16 protein-coding genes are annotated in these 19,627 nt (G+C 66.1%); 10 read left to right on the plus strand and 6 right to left on the minus strand.

Annotation, left to right across the window (positions count from 1 at the left end; genetic code table 11):
• Positions 1–27: 27 nt before the first annotated feature.
• The gene (gene katG, locus ACZ52D_RS11560) at positions 28–2,247 is read right to left on the minus strand and encodes a catalase/peroxidase HPI (RefSeq protein WP_464441406.1); all 2,220 of its coding nucleotides are present in this window, start codon (positions 2,245–2,247) and stop codon (positions 28–30) included.
• Between the two features lie 156 nt (positions 2,248–2,403).
• Between katG and ACZ52D_RS11565 the strand changes: the two genes are divergently transcribed.
• The 3 genes from ACZ52D_RS11565 (at position 2,404) to ACZ52D_RS11575 (ending at position 5,014) form a co-directional block, all read left to right on the plus strand.
• A complete protein-coding gene (locus ACZ52D_RS11565) occupies positions 2,404–3,321 on the plus strand; it encodes a LysR substrate-binding domain-containing protein (protein WP_464441407.1) in 918 nt (305 codons plus the stop codon).
• Between the two features lie 341 nt (positions 3,322–3,662).
• Positions 3,663–4,283, plus strand: a complete 621-nt coding sequence (gene rpsD, locus ACZ52D_RS11570; protein ID WP_369925509.1) for a 30S ribosomal protein S4 — start codon at positions 3,663–3,665, stop codon at positions 4,281–4,283.
• Between the two features lie 158 nt (positions 4,284–4,441).
• The gene (locus ACZ52D_RS11575) at positions 4,442–5,014 is read left to right on the plus strand and encodes a PA14 domain-containing protein (RefSeq protein WP_464441408.1); all 573 of its coding nucleotides are present in this window, start codon (positions 4,442–4,444) and stop codon (positions 5,012–5,014) included.
• 101 nt (positions 5,015–5,115) lie between these two features.
• Here the strand turns inward: ACZ52D_RS11575 and ACZ52D_RS11580 are convergent, their stop codons facing one another.
• Entirely contained in the window at positions 5,116–5,577 is a 462-nt protein-coding gene (locus ACZ52D_RS11580) for an Lrp/AsnC family transcriptional regulator (protein WP_417472694.1), read from the minus strand.
• A gap of 105 nt (positions 5,578–5,682) precedes the next feature.
• Between ACZ52D_RS11580 and ACZ52D_RS11585 the strand changes: the two genes are divergently transcribed.
• The 4 genes from ACZ52D_RS11585 (at position 5,683) to ACZ52D_RS11600 (ending at position 9,916) form a co-directional block, all read left to right on the plus strand.
• A complete protein-coding gene (locus ACZ52D_RS11585) occupies positions 5,683–7,107 on the plus strand; it encodes an aminotransferase class V-fold PLP-dependent enzyme (RefSeq protein ID WP_464441409.1) in 1,425 nt (474 codons plus the stop codon).
• Positions 7,108–7,203: 96 nt separating this feature from the next.
• Positions 7,204–8,289: a histidinol-phosphate transaminase gene (hisC, locus tag ACZ52D_RS11590; protein WP_369925505.1), complete on the plus strand. Its 1,086-nt coding sequence runs from the start codon at positions 7,204–7,206 to the stop codon at positions 8,287–8,289.
• Entirely contained in the window at positions 8,286–9,206 is a 921-nt protein-coding gene (locus ACZ52D_RS11595; protein WP_222455053.1) for a prephenate/arogenate dehydrogenase family protein, read from the plus strand. Before hisC ends, ACZ52D_RS11595 begins: the two co-directional genes overlap by 4 nt.
• Positions 9,203–9,916, plus strand: coding sequence for an extensin-like domain-containing protein (locus ACZ52D_RS11600; protein ID WP_464441410.1), 714 nt, complete (start codon positions 9,203–9,205; stop codon positions 9,914–9,916). The genes ACZ52D_RS11595 and ACZ52D_RS11600 overlap by 4 nt, the downstream gene beginning before the upstream one ends.
• A gap of 282 nt (positions 9,917–10,198) precedes the next feature.
• On the opposite strand, the gene ACZ52D_RS11605 is transcribed toward ACZ52D_RS11600, so the two are convergent.
• On the minus strand, positions 10,199–11,197 hold the full coding sequence (locus tag ACZ52D_RS11605) for a DUF2125 domain-containing protein (protein ID WP_464441411.1): 999 nt from the start codon (positions 11,195–11,197) through the stop codon (positions 10,199–10,201).
• A gap of 67 nt (positions 11,198–11,264) precedes the next feature.
• On the opposite strand from ACZ52D_RS11605, the gene ACZ52D_RS11610 reads away from it, so the two are divergent.
• The 3 genes from ACZ52D_RS11610 (at position 11,265) to ACZ52D_RS11620 (ending at position 14,907) form a co-directional block, all read left to right on the plus strand.
• Positions 11,265–11,795, plus strand: a complete 531-nt coding sequence (locus ACZ52D_RS11610) for a gamma-glutamylcyclotransferase (RefSeq protein ID WP_464441412.1) — start codon at positions 11,265–11,267, stop codon at positions 11,793–11,795.
• A 76-nt stretch (positions 11,796–11,871) separates the two neighbouring features.
• On the plus strand, positions 11,872–13,062 hold the full coding sequence (locus ACZ52D_RS11615; RefSeq protein WP_464441413.1) for a biopolymer transporter ExbB: 1,191 nt from the start codon (positions 11,872–11,874) through the stop codon (positions 13,060–13,062).
• A gap of 3 nt (positions 13,063–13,065) precedes the next feature.
• Positions 13,066–14,907 carry a peptidoglycan -binding protein gene (locus tag ACZ52D_RS11620; protein ID WP_464441414.1) on the plus strand — a complete coding sequence of 614 codons (1,842 nt, stop codon included), beginning with the start codon at positions 13,066–13,068 and terminating at the stop codon, positions 14,905–14,907.
• A 420-nt stretch (positions 14,908–15,327) separates the two neighbouring features.
• On the opposite strand, the gene ACZ52D_RS11625 is transcribed toward ACZ52D_RS11620, so the two are convergent.
• The 3 genes from ACZ52D_RS11625 to gloB all read right to left on the minus strand — a co-directional run bounded on the left by ACZ52D_RS11625 (position 15,328) and on the right by gloB (position 19,577).
• Positions 15,328–16,302: a M23 family metallopeptidase gene (locus ACZ52D_RS11625; RefSeq protein ID WP_464441415.1), complete on the minus strand. Its 975-nt coding sequence runs from the start codon at positions 16,300–16,302 to the stop codon at positions 15,328–15,330.
• Positions 16,302–18,626, minus strand: coding sequence for an ATP-dependent Clp protease ATP-binding subunit ClpA (clpA, locus tag ACZ52D_RS11630; RefSeq protein WP_222455060.1), 2,325 nt, complete (start codon positions 18,624–18,626; stop codon positions 16,302–16,304). The genes ACZ52D_RS11625 and clpA overlap by 1 nt, the downstream gene beginning before the upstream one ends.
• A gap of 177 nt (positions 18,627–18,803) precedes the next feature.
• On the minus strand, positions 18,804–19,577 hold the full coding sequence (gene gloB, locus ACZ52D_RS11635; protein WP_464441416.1) for a hydroxyacylglutathione hydrolase: 774 nt from the start codon (positions 19,575–19,577) through the stop codon (positions 18,804–18,806).
• Positions 19,578–19,627: the final 50 nt, after the last annotated feature.

Raw genomic sequence — 19,627 nt, forward strand, 5'->3', positions numbered from 1 at the left:
CCCGCACGTTGGCAGGGCCGGGGCAGGTCAGGCGGCGAGGTCGAAGCGGTCGGCTTCCATCACCTTGACCCAGGCGGCAACGAAGTCATGGACAAACTTCCCGGCGCCATCGTCCTGCGCATAGACCTCGGCCAGCGCCCGCAGTTGCGAGTTGGAGCCGAACACCAGGTCGGCGCGGGTTGCGGTCCACTTCGGCGTCCCGCTGGCGCGATCCACGCCTTCGTACAGCCCGTCGCCGGTGGGTTTCCACTTGGTGCCCATGTCGACGATGCCGAGGAAGAAGTCGTTGCTGAGAACCCCGACGCGGTCGGTGAACACCCCGTGCGGGCTGTTGCCATGGTTGGCCCCCAGAACCCGAAGGCCTCCCAGCAGCGCTGTCATCTCCGGCGCGCCAAGGCCCAGCAGCTGCGCGCGGTCGACCAGCAGCTTCTCCGCGGGGATGCTGTAGGTGCCTTTCTGGAAGTTGCGGAACCCGTCAGCTTCCGGTTCCAGCACGGCAAAGCCCTCGACATCGGTCTGCTCCTGGGTGGCGTCGGTGCGACCGGGAGTGAAGGGCACCTCGATCGGGAAACCTGCCGCCCGGGCGGCTTCCTCCACCGCGGCGCTGCCTGCCAGCACGATCAGATCGGCAAGCGAGACCTTCTTGCCCGCCGGAGCGGCGGCGTTGAAGTCGCTCTGGATCTGTTCCAGCACGTCCAGAACACGGGCCAGCTGCTCGGGCTGGTTCACCTCCCAGTCCTTTTGCGGCGCAAGGCGGATGCGCGCGCCGTTGGCACCCCCGCGGTGGTCCGATCCACGGTAGGTCGAGGCCGAAGCCCAGGCCACCGACACCAGTTCCGGCACTGTCAACTCGGACTCCAGAACCTGCTTCTTCAGCGCCGCCACGTCCGAGGCATTGATCAGTTCGTGATCCACCGCGGGCAGCGGGTCTTGCCAGATCAGGTCCTCGTCCGGCACCTCGCTGCCGAGGTAACGCGACTTGGGCCCCATGTCGCGGTGGCACAGCTTGAACCAGGCACGGGCAAAGGCGTCGGCGAACTTGTCCGGGTTGGCGTGGTAATCGCGCGAGATCTTCTCGTAGATCGGGTCCATCCGCAGCGACATGTCGGCGGTGGTCATCATCGGCGGATGCATCTTGCTGGGGTCATGGGCGTCCACGACCATATGCTCCGGCTTCACGTTCTGCGCCTCCCACTGGTGCGCGCCGGCAGGGCTTTTGACCAGCTTCCACTCGTAGCCGAACAGCACGTCGAAATAGCCCATGTCCCATTTGGTCGGGTTGGGTTTCCACGCGCCCTCGATGCCGCTGGTGGTGGTGTCACCTGCGTTGCCGGTGCCGTGGGTGTTGATCCACCCGAGGCCCATTTCCTCGACGTCTGCCATCTCTGGCTCGACGCCGACCAGCTCGGGGTTGCCCGCGCCGTGGGCCTTGCCGAAGGTGTGCCCGCCGGCCACCAGGGCCACGGTTTCCTCGTCGTTCATGCCCATGCGCGCAAAGGTGTCGCGCACGTCAAAGCCCGAGGCGATCGGATCGGGGTTGCCGTCCGGTCCTTCCGGGTTGACGTAGATCAGACCCATCTGCACGGCGGCCAGCGGATGTTCGAGTTCCCGCTCGCCGGAATAGCGGCTGTTGGGCTTGTCGCTGGTGGCCAGCCATTCGGTCTCGGAGCCCCAGTAGATGTCTTCCTCGGGTTCCCAGATGTCTTCGCGGCCACCGCCAAAGCCGAGCACCGGGCCGCCCATCGATTCAATGGCGCAGTTACCGGCCAGGATCATCAGGTCCGCCCAGGAGATCCGGTTGCCGTATTTCTTCTTGATCGGCCACAGCAGACGGCGCGCCTTGTCGAGGTTGCCATTGTCCGGCCAGCTGTTCAGCGGCGCAAAGCGCTGGCTGCCGGTGCTGCCGCCACCGCGGCCATCGGCGCTGCGGTAGGTGCCCGCACTGTGCCAGGCCATGCGGATGAACAGGCCGCCGTAGTGGCCGTAGTCCGCGGGCCACCAGTCCTGGCTGTCCGTCATCAGCGCGAATAGGTCCTTCTTGACCGCGTCCAGGTCGAGCTTCTTGAACTCTTCGCGGTAGTTGAAGTCCGCGCCCATCGGGTTCGACTTGGCCGAATGCTGATGCAAGATCCGCAGATCCAGCTGATTTGGCCACCAGTCCTGGTTCCTGGTGCCGCCGCCGCGGGCGGTGTTATGCGCCGATCCATGCATTACCGGGCATTTTCCTGCGGGGGTATTGCCGTCCATCTTTCTCTCCGATCGTGGCTGCAAAGTGGGTTGTGCTACGTGACGCAACATCTTGAACCTTGGCGCGTCTCGCCTGTCCTGATGTTGAGAAAACCCTAGCAGACGTCGCTGATTGGATTAAGTTGCATTTATTCATCGCAGTGATAGGTTTGCCTTATGATAAATGTGACCTTGCGCCAGATGCGATATTTTGAGGCCCTGGCCCGCCACCGCCATTTCGGTCGTGCCGCGGATGCCTGCGCCGTGTCCCAGCCCGCCCTTTCGGTTCAGATCAAGGAGCTGGAGGAGGTGCTCGGGGTGCAGCTGGTCGAGCGGGGGGCCCGCCAGGTGCGGCTGACCAGCCTGGGCGAGGACCTGGTGCAGCGGGTACGCGGCATCCTGCGCTCGGTGGATGAGCTGGGAGAACTGGCGCGCGCCTCCCGTGAGGGGCTGGCGGGGCGCCTGCGGATCGGGGTGATTCCGACCATCGCCCCCTATCTTCTGCCAGCCATCGTGGCGACGCTCGCCCGCGACCACCCCGAGGCCGACATCCGGGTGCGGGAAACCGTGACCCCGAAACTGCTCAAGGAGCTGGGGGAGGGGCGGCTGGACACCGCCATCGTGGCCTTGCCGGTCTCGGAACCGGCGTTTGAGGAGGTGGCGCTGTTCAGCGAGCGTTTCGTGCTGGTGCGCCCCGGCGAAGACGGAGATTTGCCGGTGCCCGGCCCGGAGGGTCTGCGCGAAATGCGCCTGTTGTTGCTGGAGGAGGGGCACTGTTTTCGCGATCAGGCGCTGTCCTTTTGCAACATGCAGTCTGCCGCCCCGCGGGAGTTGCTCGATGGCAGCTCGCTGTCGACGCTGGTGCAGATGGTCGGCGCCGGCATCGGGGTGACGCTGATCCCGGAAATGGCAATCCCGGTCGAAACCCGCTCGGCGGCCGTTTCGGTAGCGCATTTTGCCGACCCGCAGCCCGCGCGCACGATCGGCATGATCTGGCGCCGCAGCAATCCGCTGGCCCGGCAGCTGACCCAGGTGGCCGAGCTGGTGCGGGAAACCGCGCGCACCCGGCTTGGCGCGACACCGGTGCAGGGTTGACGCAGGCGGGCGGGGCTGTGCCTTTCGGATGAAGAGGGGAGGGCACACCCCCTGTTTTTCGTGGGCGATGCATCTTTTCACCAAAACCCGTGCCGCCGATGTTGACTCTGCCACCGCCCTCTATATAAGCGCGGATTCATTGGTGTTGGTGGCCCCCGCAAGGGGATGCCTGTCATGCCCGGATCCTGGATGCGGAGCAAGAGGACAACGCCCTTCGATTGTTGCAGAGGCTTCTGGGACAGGCGAACACGGACGGTGCGGTCGCACAAGCGATTACAACCGTCCACGTGGGAACCGGTTTTGGAAAGTGGCTGCAGCGCCACTCAAGAAGGAGATCAGCCGTGACCAAACGCACGTCTGCCAAGTACAAAATTGACCGCCGCATGGGCGAAAACATCTGGGGCCGCGCCAAGTCCCCGGTCAACCGCCGTGAGTACGGCCCCGGCCAGCACGGCCAGCGCCGCAAGGGCAAACTGTCCGACTTCGGTATCCAGCTGCGCGCCAAGCAGAAGCTCAAGGGCTACTACGGCGACCTGACCGAAAAGCAGTTCCGCCGCATCTACGGCGAAGCCGAGCGTGTGAAGGGCGACACCGGTGAAAACCTGATCGGTCTGCTGGAGCGCCGCCTGGACGCCGTTGTCTACCGCGCCAAATTCGTTCCCACCGTCTTTGCGGCTCGCCAGTTCGTGAACCACGGCCACGTGACCGTGAACGGCAAGCGCGTGAACATCCCCTCCTACCGCGTGAAAGAGGGCGACGTGATCGCCGTTCGTGACAAGTCCAAGCAGCTGGCCATCGTGCTGGAAGCCGTGGGCCTGGCAGAGCGTGACGTTCCGGACTACCTGGAAGTCGACCACTCCAAGATGACCGCGACCTTCGTGCGCACCCCGGGTCTGAGCGACGTGCCGTACCCGGTCGTGATGGAACCGAACCTGGTCGTCGAATTCTACGCCAAGAACTAAGTCACCTGCCCCTTGGGCATGCGACTGGAAGGGCTGTCCTGCGGGGCAGCCCTTTTTCGTGGCGCAAAACGGTCGCAAAGTGGCGCATTGCAATTTTCCTGTGGCTGTTGGTCGTGGATCGCTCTACCCTCGAGTCAGAAAAAGACCGGGAGTGTATGATGAAATTCATTGCAGGGGCGGTCTCAGCCGCCGTAATTGCCTTCTCCGCCGCGGCGGCCTTGGCGGCACCTCTGAAGCTGACGCCAGCCAATCCTCAGCCATCTTCGGTCAAGCCGGGGCTGGCGGTTACCTACGCCTATCCGCAGGACGTCAAATCTCTGGCGCAGGCGGAATGGGCCTTGAAATCCCACGGTGAGCCGGGACGCCCGATTGCCGGGCTCGACAATCGCGACACCGCAGAGGGCGAGCCGACGCTCACCTCCAAACGTGCCATGCATGTGGCGGCGCGCATCACCGGCTACGTGCGGCTGGATCAACCCGGCGTGCACACCATCGACTTTCTGACCAATGACGGGCTGCTGGCCCGCATCGGCGGGCAGGAGGTCGGAAAGTTCGATGGCCGACAGGCCTGCGACAGCACCGTCCAGACCGAGGTCGAAGTGCCCAAGGCGGGATGGTACCCTGTAGATATCCTTTATTTTCAGAGGCTTGGAACCGCCTGCCTGCACATGCGCATGGGCCCCAAAGGCAAGCGTCCGATGTGGATGAAGAACAGCGCCTTCGGCCACTGAGGTCAGGCTTGGCCGGTCCCGTCGGCCAGCCGTGTCCACCCGCGGCAGCTGCCGGGTCCCTCTGATATTGGGCCGCGGGAACGCGGGGCCTTTGGGCGCGCCTACAGGGGCAGCGGCCGGGCCTCGGCGATAGCTTCCATCGCGAAATACGAGGTCACGCTGTCCAGTTCCACCCCCGCGATCAGCCGCTGGTAGACACGGTCATAGCTGGCCATATCCTGGGTGACCACCTTCAGCTGATAGTCGTAGTCCCCGCCAATGCGGTGGAAGTCCACGACCTCGGGAATGGTCAGCACGTGGCGGCGAAACTTTTGCAGCCAGTCTGCGGAATGATGCCGGGTCCGCAGCATCACAAAGACGACAAGATCCAGATCCAACGCCGCCCGGTCTATCCGCGCGGTGGACCCCTGCAATACCCCGCTGTCATTCAGCGCCTTCAGACGCCGCCAGCAGGCGTTCTGCGACAGCCCAACCTGCTCTGCCAACTCGCGTTGCGACAGGCTGCCATCCATTTGCAGCGCGCGCAGGATGCGCCTGTCTATCTGATCGATTATTTTGCTCATTTTGCGATCATACGACACAAAAATTGGCCAAAATAGTCATTAGTTGATGAAGAATCCGCGCTCAATGCCGTTCAGAATGCCGCTGCGACTACATGAGGGGCCGACATGACACTGGCAGCATTCAAACAATCCATCAAAATCGCCGCGCAAGATGGCAGCCTGGAGCAGGGGTTGATCGGAGAAGGGGTGATGATTCCCGGTCTCGATGGCGAGGTGCCGTTGGTCTATGCGGACTACGTCGCCTCCGGACGCCCCCTGCGTCAGGTCGAGGAGTTCGTCGCGCAAGCGGTTCTGCCGTTCTACGCCAACTCCCACACCGAAGCCTCCTACTGTGGCTCCTACATGACCCGCCTGCGCCGCGAGGCGCGCGCCGAGATCGCCCGCCTGTGCGGCGCGATGCAGCAGGACAGCGTGATCTTCACCGGTTCCGGCGCGACGGCGGGGCTGAACCGTCTGGTCAGCCTGTTCGGCGTCAACGAGGCCGCGCAGCCGGTGGTTTTCATCGGCCCGTATGAGCATCACTCGAACATCCTGCCGTGGCGCGAAAGCAAGGCCAAGGTGGTGGAAATTCCCGAGGCCGCAGGGGGCGGCGTCGACCTGGAGGCGCTTGCGCAGGAACTGGCGGCCCATGCGGACAGCGATCTGAAAATCGGCAGCTTTTCCGCCGCCTCCAACGTGACAGGCATTCTGACCGACCCGGATCCCGTCAGCCGGCTGCTGCACGCCCATGGCGCGCTGGCGGTCTGGGACTACGCCGGCGGCGGTCCCTATCTGCCGATCGACATGGGCGGGCAGGGCGCGGCCCGCAAGGATGCGGTGGTGGTCTCGCCGCACAAGTTCCCCGGTGGTCCAGGCTCTTCCGGCGTGCTGATCGTCAACGGTGCCGAGGTGCGCCGCCGTTGCCCCTCCTGGCCCGGTGGCGGCACCGTCAGCTTTGTGTCGCCCTGGCATCATGAATACAGCCGCGACCTGGCAGCGCGCGAGGAGGCGGGCACCCCCAATGTGATCGGCGACATCCGCGCAGCCCTCGCCTTTCTGGTGAAGGAAGCTGTCGGGCAGCAGCGGATCGAAGCGCGCGAGGCCCGCTATGCGCAGATGGCCTGGGACGGCTGGGCCGACAATCCGCGGCTGCGCGTCCTCGGCCACCGCGCCGCGCACCGGTTGCCGATCTTTTCTTTCCTGGTCACCGACGCGTCGGGCGCGCCGGTGCATCAGCAGCTGTTCACCCGCATGCTCAGCGACGTCTATGGCATTCAGGCCCGGGGCGGTTGCGCCTGTGCCGGGCCTTACGCGCACCGGCTGTTGGGCATCGGCGCGGCCGAGTCGGCGTCCCTGTTCCGGGATCTGCAGGCCGGAGAGGAAATGAAGAAACCCGGCTGGGTGCGGCTGAACTTCTCCTACCTGATGCGGGACGAGACCGCCCGCTACATCATCGACAGTGTCAACGCGCTGACCGAACGCGTCGGCGCGCTGGCGCCGCGCTATGGTGCCGATCCCGAAACGGCACGCTTCCAGGCGCTTGTCGCCTGACCCAAGTGGCAGCAGGTCGGCTGGGGGCGGCATCTTGGTGCTTCCCCAGCCCGCCTTGGGCCGCTATGACGGGCAGGAATTAACGGAGCCCGTATTATGACCCAAATCACCCCGCAGCCCGGCATCATGGACATCGCTCTGTATCAGGGCGGAGCCGCCCATGTGACTGGGGTGAGCAACGTTGTGAAACTCTCCTCGAACGAGAACCCGTTCGGGCCCAGCCCCCGCGCGGTTGCCGCGATGCAGGAGGCTGCGGCCAACATGCATCGCTACCCCAGCTCCGACCACGCCTCGCTGCGCCGGGCCATCGGAGAGGTTCACGGATTGGCGCCGGAGCAGATCATCTGCGGCGCTGGCAGCGACGAGATCATTGCCTTCCTGTGCCAGGCCTATGCCGGGCCGGGTGACGAGGTGCTGTTCACCGAACACGGGTTCGCCATGTACCGCATCAGCGCTTTGGCAGCGGGCGCGACCCCGGTCGAGGTGCCCGAGCGCGAGCGCGTCACCGATGTCGACGCCCTGCTGGCAGGGTGTACCGACCGCACCCGGCTGGTCTTCATCGCCAATCCCAACAACCCGACCGGCACCATGATCAGCGCGCGCGAGGTCGCCCGGCTGGCCGATGGCATCCCCGCGGGCGCGCTGCTGGTGCTGGACGGCGCCTATGCCGAATACGTCGAAGGCTTTGACGGCGGCGCCTCGCTGATCGCCGAGCGCAACAACGTGGTGATGACCCGCACCTTCTCCAAGATCTACGGCTTGGGTGGCGCGCGCATCGGCTGGGGCTACGGCCCGCAGGAAATCATCGATGTGTTGAACCGCCTGCGTGGCCCCTTCAACGTCTCCAGCACCGCGCTGGCGGGGGCCGAAGCCGCGGTCCGCGACACTGACTACCTCGACCACTGCCGCGCCGAGAACGCCAAGTGGCGCGGCTGGCTGGCGGATGCGCTGGCTGAACTGGGGGTGCCGTCGGATGTCTCCTGCACCAATTTCATTCTGGCGCGATTCGGCAGCCAGGCCGAAGCCGAGGCCTGTGACGACTACCTGCAGTCGCAGGGGCTGATCGTGCGCCGGGTGGCGGGCTACAAGCTGCCCAACGCGCTGCGCATCACCATCGGCGACGAAGACGCCTGCCGCCGTCTGGCCGCAGCGGTGAAAACCTTCAAAGAGGGCCGGGCATGAGCACGCAGGTTTACGAGCGCGTCGCGCTGATCGGGCTGGGGCTGATCGCCTCCTCGATGTTCTGGGCGATGAAACGTGCGGGGCTCGCGGGCGAGGTCACAGGCTATGCCCGCAGCAGCGAGACCCGCGACACCGCCCGCCGCATCGGCTTGTGCGACCGCGTCTGCGACACCGCGCGCGAGGCGGTTGCGGATGCCGACCTGGTGGTGCTCTGCGTGCCCGTCGGCGCCATGGGCCCGGTGATGGAAGAGATCGCGCCGGTGCTGAAACCCGGTGCCACGGTTTCGGACGTGGGTTCGGTCAAGCGCCATGTGATCGACGCGGTGCAGCCGCATATCCCCGAGGGCGTGCATTTCGTGCCCGCCCACCCGCTGGCCGGGACCGAGCATTCCGGGCCTGAATCCGGCTTTGCCGAGCTGTTCGACAACCGCTGGTCGCTGCTGGTGCCGGTCGAGGGCACCGATCCGGAGGCCACCGCCCGCCTGCGGGCGCTGTGGGAGGGGATGGGCGCCAACGTCGATGAGATGGACGCCGATCACCACGACCTGGTGCTCGCCGTCACCTCGCACACGCCGCACCTGATCGCCTACACGATGGTGGGCGTCGCTGACGATCTGCGCCGCGTCACCGACAGCGAGGTGATCAAGTATTCCGCCGCGGGTTTCCGCGACTTTACCCGGATTGCGGCCTCGGATCCGACCATGTGGCGCGACGTGTTCCTGACCAACAAGGATGCGACGCTGGAGATCCTCGGCCGCTTCACCGAGGAGCTGTTCGCGCTGCAGCGGGCCATCCGTACCGGCGACGGCGAGCATCTGCACGATTACTTCACCCGCACCCGTGCCATCCGCCGCGGCATCATCGAGGCGGGGCAGGACACCGATGCGCCGGACTTTGGCCGGAGCCTGAAGAAGTGATCCGCGCGGGCGTCCTCCTTGCAGCGCTGCTGCTGGCGCCCGCCGCCATCGCAGGGCCGCAGCAGGAGCCCCCCGCGCCTGCAACGCAGCTGGCCGCGCTCAGCGTCCCGCGCGGGGTGCCCCCCTTGCCGCAATCGCTCGCGCCTCCGCAGGCCACGGAGGTTCTGTTCGGCCGCAAGAAGCGCCGCGAAGGCTCGGTCTGCGGCGATCCCGAGATCAAGGGCGATGACTTTGGCGATGTGGCGGGCAAGCTGCCCGGCTGCGGCGCCAAGGATGCGGTGCAGGTGCGCGAGATTTCCGGCGTGCGTCTCAGCCAGGCCTCCTTGATGACCTGCAGAACGGCGCGCGCGCTGAAGACATGGATCAACCGCGAGGTGGAGACTGCCTTTGGTCGCCGCAACAAGGTGGTCGGCCTGCGGGTCGCCGCGCATTACGCCTGCCGCACCCGCAACAACCGCCCCGGGGCCAAAATCTCGGAACACGGGCGTGGTCGGGCGATCGACATTTCCGGCTTCACGCTCGAAAGCGGCGAGACCATCAGCGTTCTGCACGGCTGGCAAAAGCGCAAGACCCGGCGCAAGCTGAAGAAGATCTGGCGCGCCGCCTGCGGCCCCTTCAGCACCGTGCTGGGGCCAGAGGCCGACCGCTATCACCGCGACCACTTCCACCTGGACGTTGCCCGCCACCGCAACGGCGCCTATTGCCGCTAGGCAGCGCCGGAAGGGGCGGCTCCCGCGCCTGAAGATGCCCTTGCGGGCATATTGCAGCCTTGGGCCCCGCGCGCTGCGCGCGCCGTCCGCCTGTTGCGCTGCGCGGGCACTTGAGCCTGATGCGCTGCGTGCAAACCATCAGAAGAACATGCTGAGAGGCACCTCAGGGGCAGGTCTGCCCTGATGCGCCATGTCCAATATGCCGGTAGAGGCGTGTAAAGGGTAAACGGCGCGTCGCGCCGCCGCTGCGCGGCCCTTGACAGGCTGGCGCGCGTTGGCGCTTCAGCGCAGGATCAGGCGCGGCGCGGGGCCGATCGGCAAGGGGCCCAGCATTACCTGGCCGTTCTCAAAGCCCAGCGTCAGATCCAGATGCTCCGGGTTGCCTCCGGACTGCGCCAGGAGACCTAGCACGCGCTCCGCCGTGCGGCGCAACGCGGGCGCAAGCACACCGCTGCGCTCGGCCATCGACAGGATGTCACGCCAGTTTTCCGCCCGCAGGGCGACGCGCCCGTCGGGCCGACCCTGCGCGTCCACGGTCACCGCGCCGCTGGCCTTCAGTCGCAATGCGCCCCAGTGGGCGTCGGCGAAATGCAGCTCGATGCGGCGCGGCTGCGGGCGGCTCTCCTCCAGGGCGCTGCGATCCCAGGCGCGGTCGAACGCCACCGTCATCTCCAGCGTCAGCGTCTCCAGCGCCTCTGGCAGGTCGGGCCCGGCGGCCAGGCGCCGCCGCCAATGCTCTCCCGGTACCAGGCCATCGGCCCGTGCCCGCAGCTGATAGGTCTCGGGGGTGTCGGTTTGCACCATGCCGATGTCCAGTGTCCGGGCGGCCAGCGCGATGTCTTCGCCCATCGCAACCTGCCAGCGCCCGGCGGTCAGCTCCAGCGCTTCGATGGTGAGGGCGGTGCCGGGCGCCAGCCGCAGGTCTGCCTGCAGTTCCTGCGCGGCGATCACCGCCGTCTGGTCCAGATAGGACAGCCGTTGCCGCGTTGCCGGAAAGCGCAGCGTCATCGCGCCGGGCCAGAGCGCGGGGCTGTCCAGCTCCAGCCAGTCGGCCCGCCAGGCAAGGCCGGTGCCCGGATCGGCCAGCGCGGGCTGAGCCAGCCGGGTGCGGTGGCGCCACGGGTAGCCCTCGGTGTTCAGCGCTGCGACATCTGCCTGCCAGCCGTGCGCGCGCCGGTCCTCGAACCAGGCGGCCACCCCCGCACGCAGACCCCAGCCTGCAACGGCCCAATACAGGCTCCAAAGCAGCAAACCGGTCAGCAGCAGTTTCACCAGGCGCATGGGATAGCCTCTTTTGTCCGGGGTGGGATTGCTGTTTATAGGGGGAGAGCAGAAAGGGCCAGACGGCATGACAATGTGGGTATTCGGTTACGGATCTCTCCTGTGGAACCCGGGGTTCCCGGTGGCGCGTCGCGAGGTGGCGGTGCTGCACGGCTATGCGCGATCTTTCTGCATGAGCTCGGTCCACCATCGCGGCACCGAGGAGAGACCGGGGCTGGTGCTGGCCTTGGACGAGGTGAAGGGCGCTCATTGCAAGGGGCTGGCGATGGCCGTGGAAGCCGGACATGAGGCGCAGACGCTTGACTACCTGCGCGAGCGGGAGCTGATTTCCTCGGCCTACGTGGAGCGCAACCTCGAGGTTGAGCTGACGAACGGGCGCAAGGTCACCGCGGTGACCTATGTGATCGACCCCGATCACGTGCAGTATTGCGGCGGCATGGGGCTGGAGGAACAGGCCCAGATCATCGCCCATGCGGTCGGCGGGCGGGGGCCGAACACCGAGTATCTCTACAACACCGCCGATCACCTCTCCGAAATCGGCCTCCATGACGTCGATCTCGACTGGCTGGCCCGACGGGTGCGGGAAATCACCGCATAAAGCCTTGGCGCTGCAAGCTCTTTGCTTATAGGCTGCAAGCGAAGCAAGAGCAGGCAATCGGTCAGGACCTAGGACTATGGCGCAGCCAGACCGCAAGACGCGGCCGCAATTTTCACAGCCGGTGCGGCAGATCATCATGATGCTGATCGCACTGGGGCTCTCGGGCTTCGGCGCTTTCGTCGCCCTGCCACGGGTGCTGCCGGTGTTCGAGGCGAACCCCTGGCTCAACGGCTTTATCGTCTTTGTCTTCGTGATCGGGGTGCTGGCCTGTTTCTGGCAGGTGGTGCAACTGATCGGCTCGGTGCGCTGGATCGAGCGCTTTGCCGCCGGCGACAGCCAGGAACACCGCCGACCGCCCTCGATGCTGGCGCCGCTGGCGTCGCTCCTCGGCTCGCGCTCGGCGCGGATGCAGCTGGGCTCGACCTCGACGCGCTCCATCCTCGACTCGGTTGCCAGCCGCATCGACGAAGATCGCGAGATCACCCGATATATCGTCAACCTTCTGATTTTCCTTGGCCTTCTCGGCACTTTCTACGGCCTCGCCACCACCGTTCCCGCCGTTGTGGACACCATTCGCAGCCTCGCCCCGCAGGAGGGCGAAGAAGGCCTGTCAGTCTTCAACCGCCTGATGACCGGGCTGGAGGCGCAGCTGGGCGGCATGGGCGTGGCTTTTGCCTCCTCGCTTCTGGGTCTTGCCGGTTCGCTGATCGTGGGGCTGCTGGAGCTGTTCGCGGGCCACGGGCAGAACCGCTTTTACCGCGAGCTGGAGGAATGGCTGTCCTCGATCACCCGTGTGAGCTTTGCCTCGGGCGAGGAGGGGGCGGGCGACAGCAATGTGGTGTCGCAGGTGCTGGACACGATGGCCGAACAGATGGACGCGCTGCAGGCGATGTTTGCCGAGACCTCCGAAGGGCGCGCGGCGGTGGACCGGAAGCTGGGCGACCTGGTGGAGACCATCCAGGAGATGAACCGCCGCCAGGAGCAGACCGGCACCATCACAGCGGCACTCGACCGTGTCGCGGTGGGGCAGGAGGCGCTGACAGAAATCCTGCGCGCGCAGGGCGAGCAGGGCGGCATCGACGCCGAAAGCCGCATGCGTCTGCGCTCGATCGACGTGCAGATGCTGCGCATCCTCGAGGAAATCTCGGCTGGGCGGCAGGAAAGCCTGGCGGAGCTGCGCAAGGACATCGATCTGATGATCAAGGCCTTTGCCCGCCCGCGTGGCCTGTCGCGCGGTGGCGTGTCCGACCGCAGCGCGGGGGACTGATCCATGGCCCTCTCGCGGCGCACAGGGCAGCGGTTTCAGGCCTCGATCTGGCCCGGCTTCGTCGACGCGATGACCGGGTTGTTGCTGGTGCTGATGTTCGTGCTGACCATCTTCATGGTGGTGCAATTCGTGCTGCGCGAGACCATCACCGGTCAGGAAAGCCAGCTGGATGAACTGTCGGCAGAGGTGAGCGCGCTGGCCGCCGCGCTGGGGCTGGAAGAGCGCGAAAATCGCCGCCTGCAGGCGCGGATGGGGGCGCTGACCTCGACCCTGAACACCGCGCAGTCGGATCTGGAAGAGGCAGAGGGGCGGATCGCGGCACTGACTGCCGAGCGTGACCGCCAGGCGGATGCGCTGGCCGAGGCCGAAACCCGCATCACCAGCTTCGAGGCGCAGGTGGCCGCGCTGATCGCCAGCCGCGACGCGGCGCAGGCGCGGATCGCGGATCTCAGCGCCGAACGCGACAGTCTGGAAGCCGCCCGCGATGAGCTGCTGAGCGAACAGGAGGCTCTCAACCTCGCGCTGGCTCAGGCCCGCGACGAACTTGATGCCGAGGCCGAGGCGGCGCGACGCGCTGCTGCCGAGCGGGAGGCGATGGAGGCGCTGATCGCGTCCCTCGAAGAGGAGAGGACCCAGCAATCCCAGCAGATCAGCAGCTTGCAGGAGCAGCTTGACGCCGCCGACTCCGCTCGCCTGCTGGAAGCCGCTGCCGCCGAAGCCCTGCGCGAGAAACTGCAGGATGCCGATGCCGAGCTGACCGCCATGACCCTGGCGCTGGAGGCGCAGCGGCAGGAGGCCGAGGACACGCTGACGCTGCTGGCAGCCTCCGAGGCGGCGAAGAAGCAGCTCGATGCGCAACTGGCCGAGTTTGAGGCCGCCCGCGCCGCCGCCGACAAGGAAACCGCAGAGCTGGCAGCCGAACTGGCCGAAGCCAAGGCGGCGCTGTCGGTGGCCGAGGCCAGCGCGGATGAGCTGGATGTGCTGCGTCAGCGCCTGCTGAATGCGGTGGCGGCGCAGGAGACGGCCGAAGCGCGCGCGGCCGAAGAGTTGAGCCGCGCCGAGGAGCGCGCGGCGCTGCTGGCGCAGGCGCGGGAGGCCCTGGCACAGCAAAAGGCGGTGTCCGAGGACGCCCGGCGCGAGACTGCGCTGCTCAATCAGCAGGTTGCGGCGCTGCGCGAACAGCTGGGCAGCCTGCAGGCCTTGCTGGATGATTACGAGGCGCGCGACGCCGCGCAGCAGGTGCAGTTGCAGAACCTGGGCCAGGACCTGAACGCAGCCCTAGCCCGCGCCGCCTCCGAGGAGCGCAAGCGGCGGCTGTTGGAAGAGGCAGAGCGCAAACGGCTGGAGGCCGAGGCGGCCGCCCTTGCCGACAAGGCGCAGGATCTGGAGCGCTACCGCTCGGAGTTCTTTGGCCGTTTGCGCGACCTTCTGGGCAACCAGGAAGGGGTGCAGATCCAGGGCGACCGCTTTGTCTTTGCCTCCGAGGTGCTGTTTGCGCCCGGCAGTGCCACGCTGTCTCCGGAAGGCAAGGTCGAGATCGCCAAGGTGGTGTCGATCCTGCAAAGCGTGGTGTCCGCGATCCCGCCTGAAATCAACTGGATCATTCGCGTTGACGGGCACACCGATGACACGCCGCTGGGCGCCCATCCTAAGTTTTCCGATAACTGGGAGTTGAGCCAGGGGCGGGCGCTGTCGGTGGTGCGCTACATGGTCGAAGCGTTGGGAGTGCCGCCCTCGCGGCTCGCGGCCAACGGGTTTGGGGAGTACCAGCCGGTCAACACCGCCGACACGCCGGAGGCCCGCGCGCAAAACCGCCGGATCGAGTTGAAATTCACCGAGAAGTAAGCCGCCCTCGACCGCCAGGGGCATGCCGATGCAACGGCATTGGAGGTCGGCATGCGGTATTGAGGGGTGCAATCGGGAGGTTGCGCGCCCAAGGAATGCCGCGCCCGGTTTGCGGCGCGTGCCCGGGTGCAACCCGCTTCACCATTGGAGACAGACTGCTCCCTGCGGAGACAGATCACTAGTTACACACGGGTTGCGGCCCCACCGGGCAGCAGGGCCTCTTTAGATCTATTGCTGGGAGCGATGAAATCAAATCCGGCAGCTTGCAGGCGGGAGGGGGCGGTCGGGACGAAGGGCTCCCGCCAGGCGCAGCCGCTCCGGAGGGGCGGTTTGCCTGTTGGGCCGGGCTGCCGCCGGGGCTTGCGCCCCGGCGGCAGCGGTCGTGGCTGGGGCGAGGGCATGGCGCAGGGCGAGGGCGGATCAGCGGGCCGGGATCGTCATGCTGTGGCTGTAACTGTCGACCTGCTGCCCATCACGCAGCAGGCGCGCGGTGCCGGTATAGGTGCCGTCTGGCCAGCGATCCCGCCGTAACCGCCGCCCGGCGGCGCGGAAGAACTGGGCCTGGTTGCGGTCCAGCACGGTGCTGTCGGACACCAGCGCGCCGTCGGGACCGGTCACCGTCAGCTCCAGTTGGTCGCCTGCGCGGCCGCCATAGGCATAGGCCCAGAACACCAGTGCGGGCGCTTGGGCATCCAGCGGTGTCTCGTCGGCGTGGCCTTGCTTGATGGCGTCATAGGCGGGCACCCCCGTGCTGAAGCCCGCGCCAAGCAGCCCGCCGGGCTGATAGGGCGGCAGCGGATCGGCCCAAAGTGTGTCCTTCGCCGGAGCACCGCAGCGATCCGCGGAGTGGGGCGCGAATGGGTCCACCACCGCACCGTCCCGGCGCACCGACAGGTGCAGATGCGGGAACTGGCTCTTGCCGGACAGCCCCACTTCGCCCAGCACATCGCCAGCGCGCACCTGCGCGCCGGTTTCCACCCGGATCGAGCCGCGTTTCATGTGGCAATACTGGGTCTCCCACCCGCCCGCATGGCGCAGGACCACCCCGTTGCCGCATTCGCGGCCCTTGATTGCCGCGGCATTGGCATCGGTGGCATAGGCGTCCGGCATTACATCGCGGGTGCCGCGCACCACACCGTCGGCGGCGGCGCGCACCGCAACGCCCGCTTCCATGTCCGTCAGGTAGGGTAGGGCAAAATCGGTGCCCTTGTGCCCCTCGTAGCTGAGGGTGCCGCAGGTGAAATCCGTGGCGCCCGGGCCCGGATCATGGTCGACGAACTGCTGGATATGGCAGTCTTCGCCCAGGGTGCAGTCCAGCGGGAACTGCAAACGAAAATCGCTCGCCGCGACGGGCGCGGCGAGCGAGACTGTTGCGATCAATGCCGCAAGGCGCATTATTCAGCGGTCAGCAGCGGCGGCTTGTCACCGGAGATACGCGGCTTGCCCGGACCTTCGAGGCGCAGCTCCAGCTTGCCGTCCTTGATGCCGACCTGCACCACGCCGCCCTTGGTCAGCTTGCCGAACAGGAGCTCCTCGGCCAGCGGCTTCTTGATGTGCTCCTGAATGACACGGCCCAGGGGGCGTGCGCCCATGCGGTCGTCGTAGCCCTTGTCGGCCAGCCATTCCGCGGCCTTGCGCGTGAGCTCGATCGAGACATTGCGGTCCATCAGCTGGGCCTCCAGCTGGAGGACGAACTTCTCGACCACCTGCAGGATCACCTCCTTGCCCAGCGGCGCGAAGGAGATCACCGCGTCCAGACGGTTGCGGAACTCCGGCGTGAAGGTGCGCTCGATGGCGGCGGTGTCCTCGCCCTCGCGGCGGTCGCGGCCGAAACCGATCGCCGCCTTGGCCATGTCAGACGCACCGGCGTTGGAGGTCATGATCAGGATCACGTTGCGGAAGTTGACCGTGCGGCCGTTGTGGTCGGTCAGCTGGCCGTTGTCCATCACCTGCAACAGGATGTTGTAGACGTCCGGATGCGCCTTCTCGATCTCGTCCAGCAGCAGCACGCAGTGCGGGTGCTGGTCGACGCCGTCGGTCAGCAGGCCACCCTGGTCAAAGCCGACATAGCCCGGAGGCGCGCCGATCAGGCGGGAGACCGCGTGTTTCTCCATGTATTCCGACATGTCGAAGCGCAGCAGCTCGACACCCAGCTGATCCGCGAGCTGTTTCGCGACCTCGGTCTTGCCGACGCCGGTGGGGCCAGCAAACAGGTAGTTGCCGATCGGCTTTTCCGGTTCGCGCAGGCCGGCACGGGCCAGCTTGATGGCGCTCGACAGGGCGGTGATCGCATCATCCTGGCCAAACACCACGCGTTTCAGCGATTTTTCCAGGTCCTTCAGCACCTCGGCATCGTCTTTCGAGACATTCTTGGGCGGAATGCGGGCGATCTTGGCGACCACGGCCTCGATCTCCTTGACGCCGATGGTCTTGCGGCGCTTGCTCTCGATCACCAGATGCTGCGCGGCGCCGGCCTCGTCGATCACGTCGATGGCCTTGTCCGGCAGCTTGCGGTCGTTGATGTAGCGCGCCGACAGCTCCACCGCGGTCTTGATCGCGTCCGAGGTGAACTTGATGCCGTGGTGCTCCTCGAAATAGGGCTTCAACCCTTTCAGGATCTCGATGGAGTCTTCCACCGTCGGCTCGTTCACGTCGATCTTCTGGAACCGGCGGGACAGCGCGCGGTCCTTCTCGAAATGCTGGCGGAACTCCTTGTAGGTGGTGGAGCCCATGGTGCGCAGCTTGCCGCCCTGCAGGGCAGGCTTCAGCAGGTTGGAGGCATCCATCGCGCCGCCCGAGGTCGCGCCCGCACCGATCACGGTGTGGATCTCGTCGATGAACAGCACCGCATCCGGGTGGTCTTCCAACTCGGTGACAACGGCCTTCAGGCGTTCCTCGAAATCGCCGCGGTAGCGGGTACCGGCCAGCAGCGCGCCCATGTCGAGCGAGTAGATGGTGGTTTCAGACAGAACTTCCGGCACTTCGCCATTGACGATCTTGCGCGCCAGCCCCTCGGCGATGGCGGTCTTGCCGACGCCGGGGTCACCCACCAGCAGCGGGTTGTTCTTGCGCCGGCGGCACAGCACCTGGATGCAGCGCTCCACCTCGTGGTCGCGGCCGATCAGCGGGTCGATGTCGCCTTCGCGGGATTTCGCGTTCAGGTCGACACAGTATTTCGCCAGCGCGGATTCCTTCTTTTCGCCTTCGGGCGTGGTCGCCAGGCCTTCTTCTTCCTGCTCGGTGGCGCCGGTCACCGGGCGCGATTCACCGTAGGCAGGATCCTTGGCCACCCCGTGGGCGATGAAGTTCACCGCGTCGTAACGGGTCATCTCCTGGTCCTGCAGGAAGTAGGCGGCGTCGCTTTCGCGTTCGGCGAAGATGGCGACCAGCACATTGGCCCCCGTCACTTCGGTCCGGCCGGAGCTTTGGACGTGAATGGCCGCGCGCTGGATCACCCGTTGGAAGGCGGCGGTGGGCACCGCCTCGGAGCCGTCCACATCGGTAACCAGGTTGGCCAGATCTTCATCCACGAATTCCACCAGCGCGGATCGCAATTCGCCGAGGTCGACACTGCAGGCGCGCATCACGCGGGCGGCGTCGGGCTCGTCGATCAGGGCCAGAAGCAGATGTTCCAGGGTTGCGAATTCATGACGGCGTTCATTCGCCAGCGCCAGCGCTGCGTGAATGGCCTGTTCCAGGGTGCTCGAGAATGAAGGCACGGGCGTGCTCCTCTGATCTTGGGTTGGCCGGTGGAGAGGTATTAACCAACTCCTCAGTTCAACCATGTGCTTATAAGGTTAGAGTTTGGTTGATAGCGCGCCGGCTTCAAGGTCTTTTCTTCATTTTGCGGTCACATTTATTTTGGTCCTGTTGCAGCCGGATACCGCCGAAAGGGATCAGAAATTGTCCTTGCGCTTGCGGACCTCGGCAAAAACCTCAACGTCTTCAGCATCTTCCATGCGCAACGCGGCGCGGATGGCGGGGTCGTGCGGGCGCAGGAAGGGATTGGTGTCAAGCTCAAGCTGCAGCGAGGCAGGCACCGTGGGGCGGCCTGCGGCGCGGGTCGAGGCGATATCGCGCAGGCGCTCTTGCAAGGCCGGGTTGTCCGCGTCGATGGTGGCGGCAAAGGCACCGTTGGACTGGGTGTATTCATGGCCCGAATAAACCATGGTCTGCGGGGGCAGACCCGCCAGCCGCGACAGGCTGGCCCACATCTGCTGGGGCGTGCCTTCGAACAGCCGTCCGCATCCCAGCGCCATCAGGCTGTCGGCGGTGAACACCGCCTCGGCACCGGGCAGGTAAAAGGCGATGTGGCCGACCGTGTGACCGGAGACATCCATCACCAGAACCTCCTCGCCCAGCAGCGAGAAGCGCTCGTTGTCGGCAACCGCCTGGTCCAGTGGCGGCAGCCGGTGGGCGTCAGCCGCGGCGCCGATCACCCTGGCGCCGTAGGCGTCGCGCAGGTCGGCCACGCCGTCCACGTGGTCCCAGTGGTGGTGGGTCAGCAGGATCCAGTCCAGCCCCCAGCCACGCTCCGACAGGGCGGCCTTGATCGCGCCTGCCTCGGGTGCATCCACCAGTGCGGTCTCGCCCGAAGCCGGATTATGGATCAAATAAGCATAGTTATCCGACAGGCAGGGCAGGGTGATGATCTCAAGAGGCATGGTCATTCGCCTTTACATTGCTAAACTGAGTCCAGATTGGCCGAAGCAACAGGCGC

This window comes from Leisingera sp. S2M4 (assembly GCF_055398055.1).

Bases quoted from the DNA above. Each gene is read 5' to 3' on its own strand.
- ACZ52D_RS11580 (WP_417472694.1), bottom strand. From the start codon at position 5,577: ATGAGCAAAATAATCGATCAGATAGACAGGCGCATCCTGCGCGCGCTG.
- ACZ52D_RS11595 (WP_222455053.1), top strand. From the start codon at position 8,286: ATGAGCACGCAGGTTTACGAGCGCGTCGCGCTGATCGGGCTGGGGCTG.
- ACZ52D_RS11615 (WP_464441413.1), top strand. From the start codon at position 11,872: ATGGCGCAGCCAGACCGCAAGACGCGGCCGCAATTTTCACAGCCGGTG.
- ACZ52D_RS11585 (WP_464441409.1), top strand. From the start codon at position 5,683: ATGACACTGGCAGCATTCAAACAATCCATCAAAATCGCCGCGCAAGAT.
- hisC (WP_369925505.1), top strand. From the start codon at position 7,204: ATGACCCAAATCACCCCGCAGCCCGGCATCATGGACATCGCTCTGTAT.
- gloB (WP_464441416.1), bottom strand. From the start codon at position 19,577: ATGACCATGCCTCTTGAGATCATCACCCTGCCCTGCCTGTCGGATAAC.
- ACZ52D_RS11620 (WP_464441414.1), top strand. From the start codon at position 13,066: ATGGCCCTCTCGCGGCGCACAGGGCAGCGGTTTCAGGCCTCGATCTGG.
- ACZ52D_RS11565 (WP_464441407.1), top strand. From the start codon at position 2,404: ATGATAAATGTGACCTTGCGCCAGATGCGATATTTTGAGGCCCTGGCC.
- ACZ52D_RS11610 (WP_464441412.1), top strand. From the start codon at position 11,265: ATGACAATGTGGGTATTCGGTTACGGATCTCTCCTGTGGAACCCGGGG.
- ACZ52D_RS11625 (WP_464441415.1), bottom strand. From the start codon at position 16,302: ATGCGCCTTGCGGCATTGATCGCAACAGTCTCGCTCGCCGCGCCCGTC.
- ACZ52D_RS11605 (WP_464441411.1), bottom strand. From the start codon at position 11,197: ATGCGCCTGGTGAAACTGCTGCTGACCGGTTTGCTGCTTTGGAGCCTG.
- ACZ52D_RS11575 (WP_464441408.1), top strand. From the start codon at position 4,442: ATGAAATTCATTGCAGGGGCGGTCTCAGCCGCCGTAATTGCCTTCTCC.
- katG (WP_464441406.1), bottom strand. From the start codon at position 2,247: ATGGACGGCAATACCCCCGCAGGAAAATGCCCGGTAATGCATGGATCG.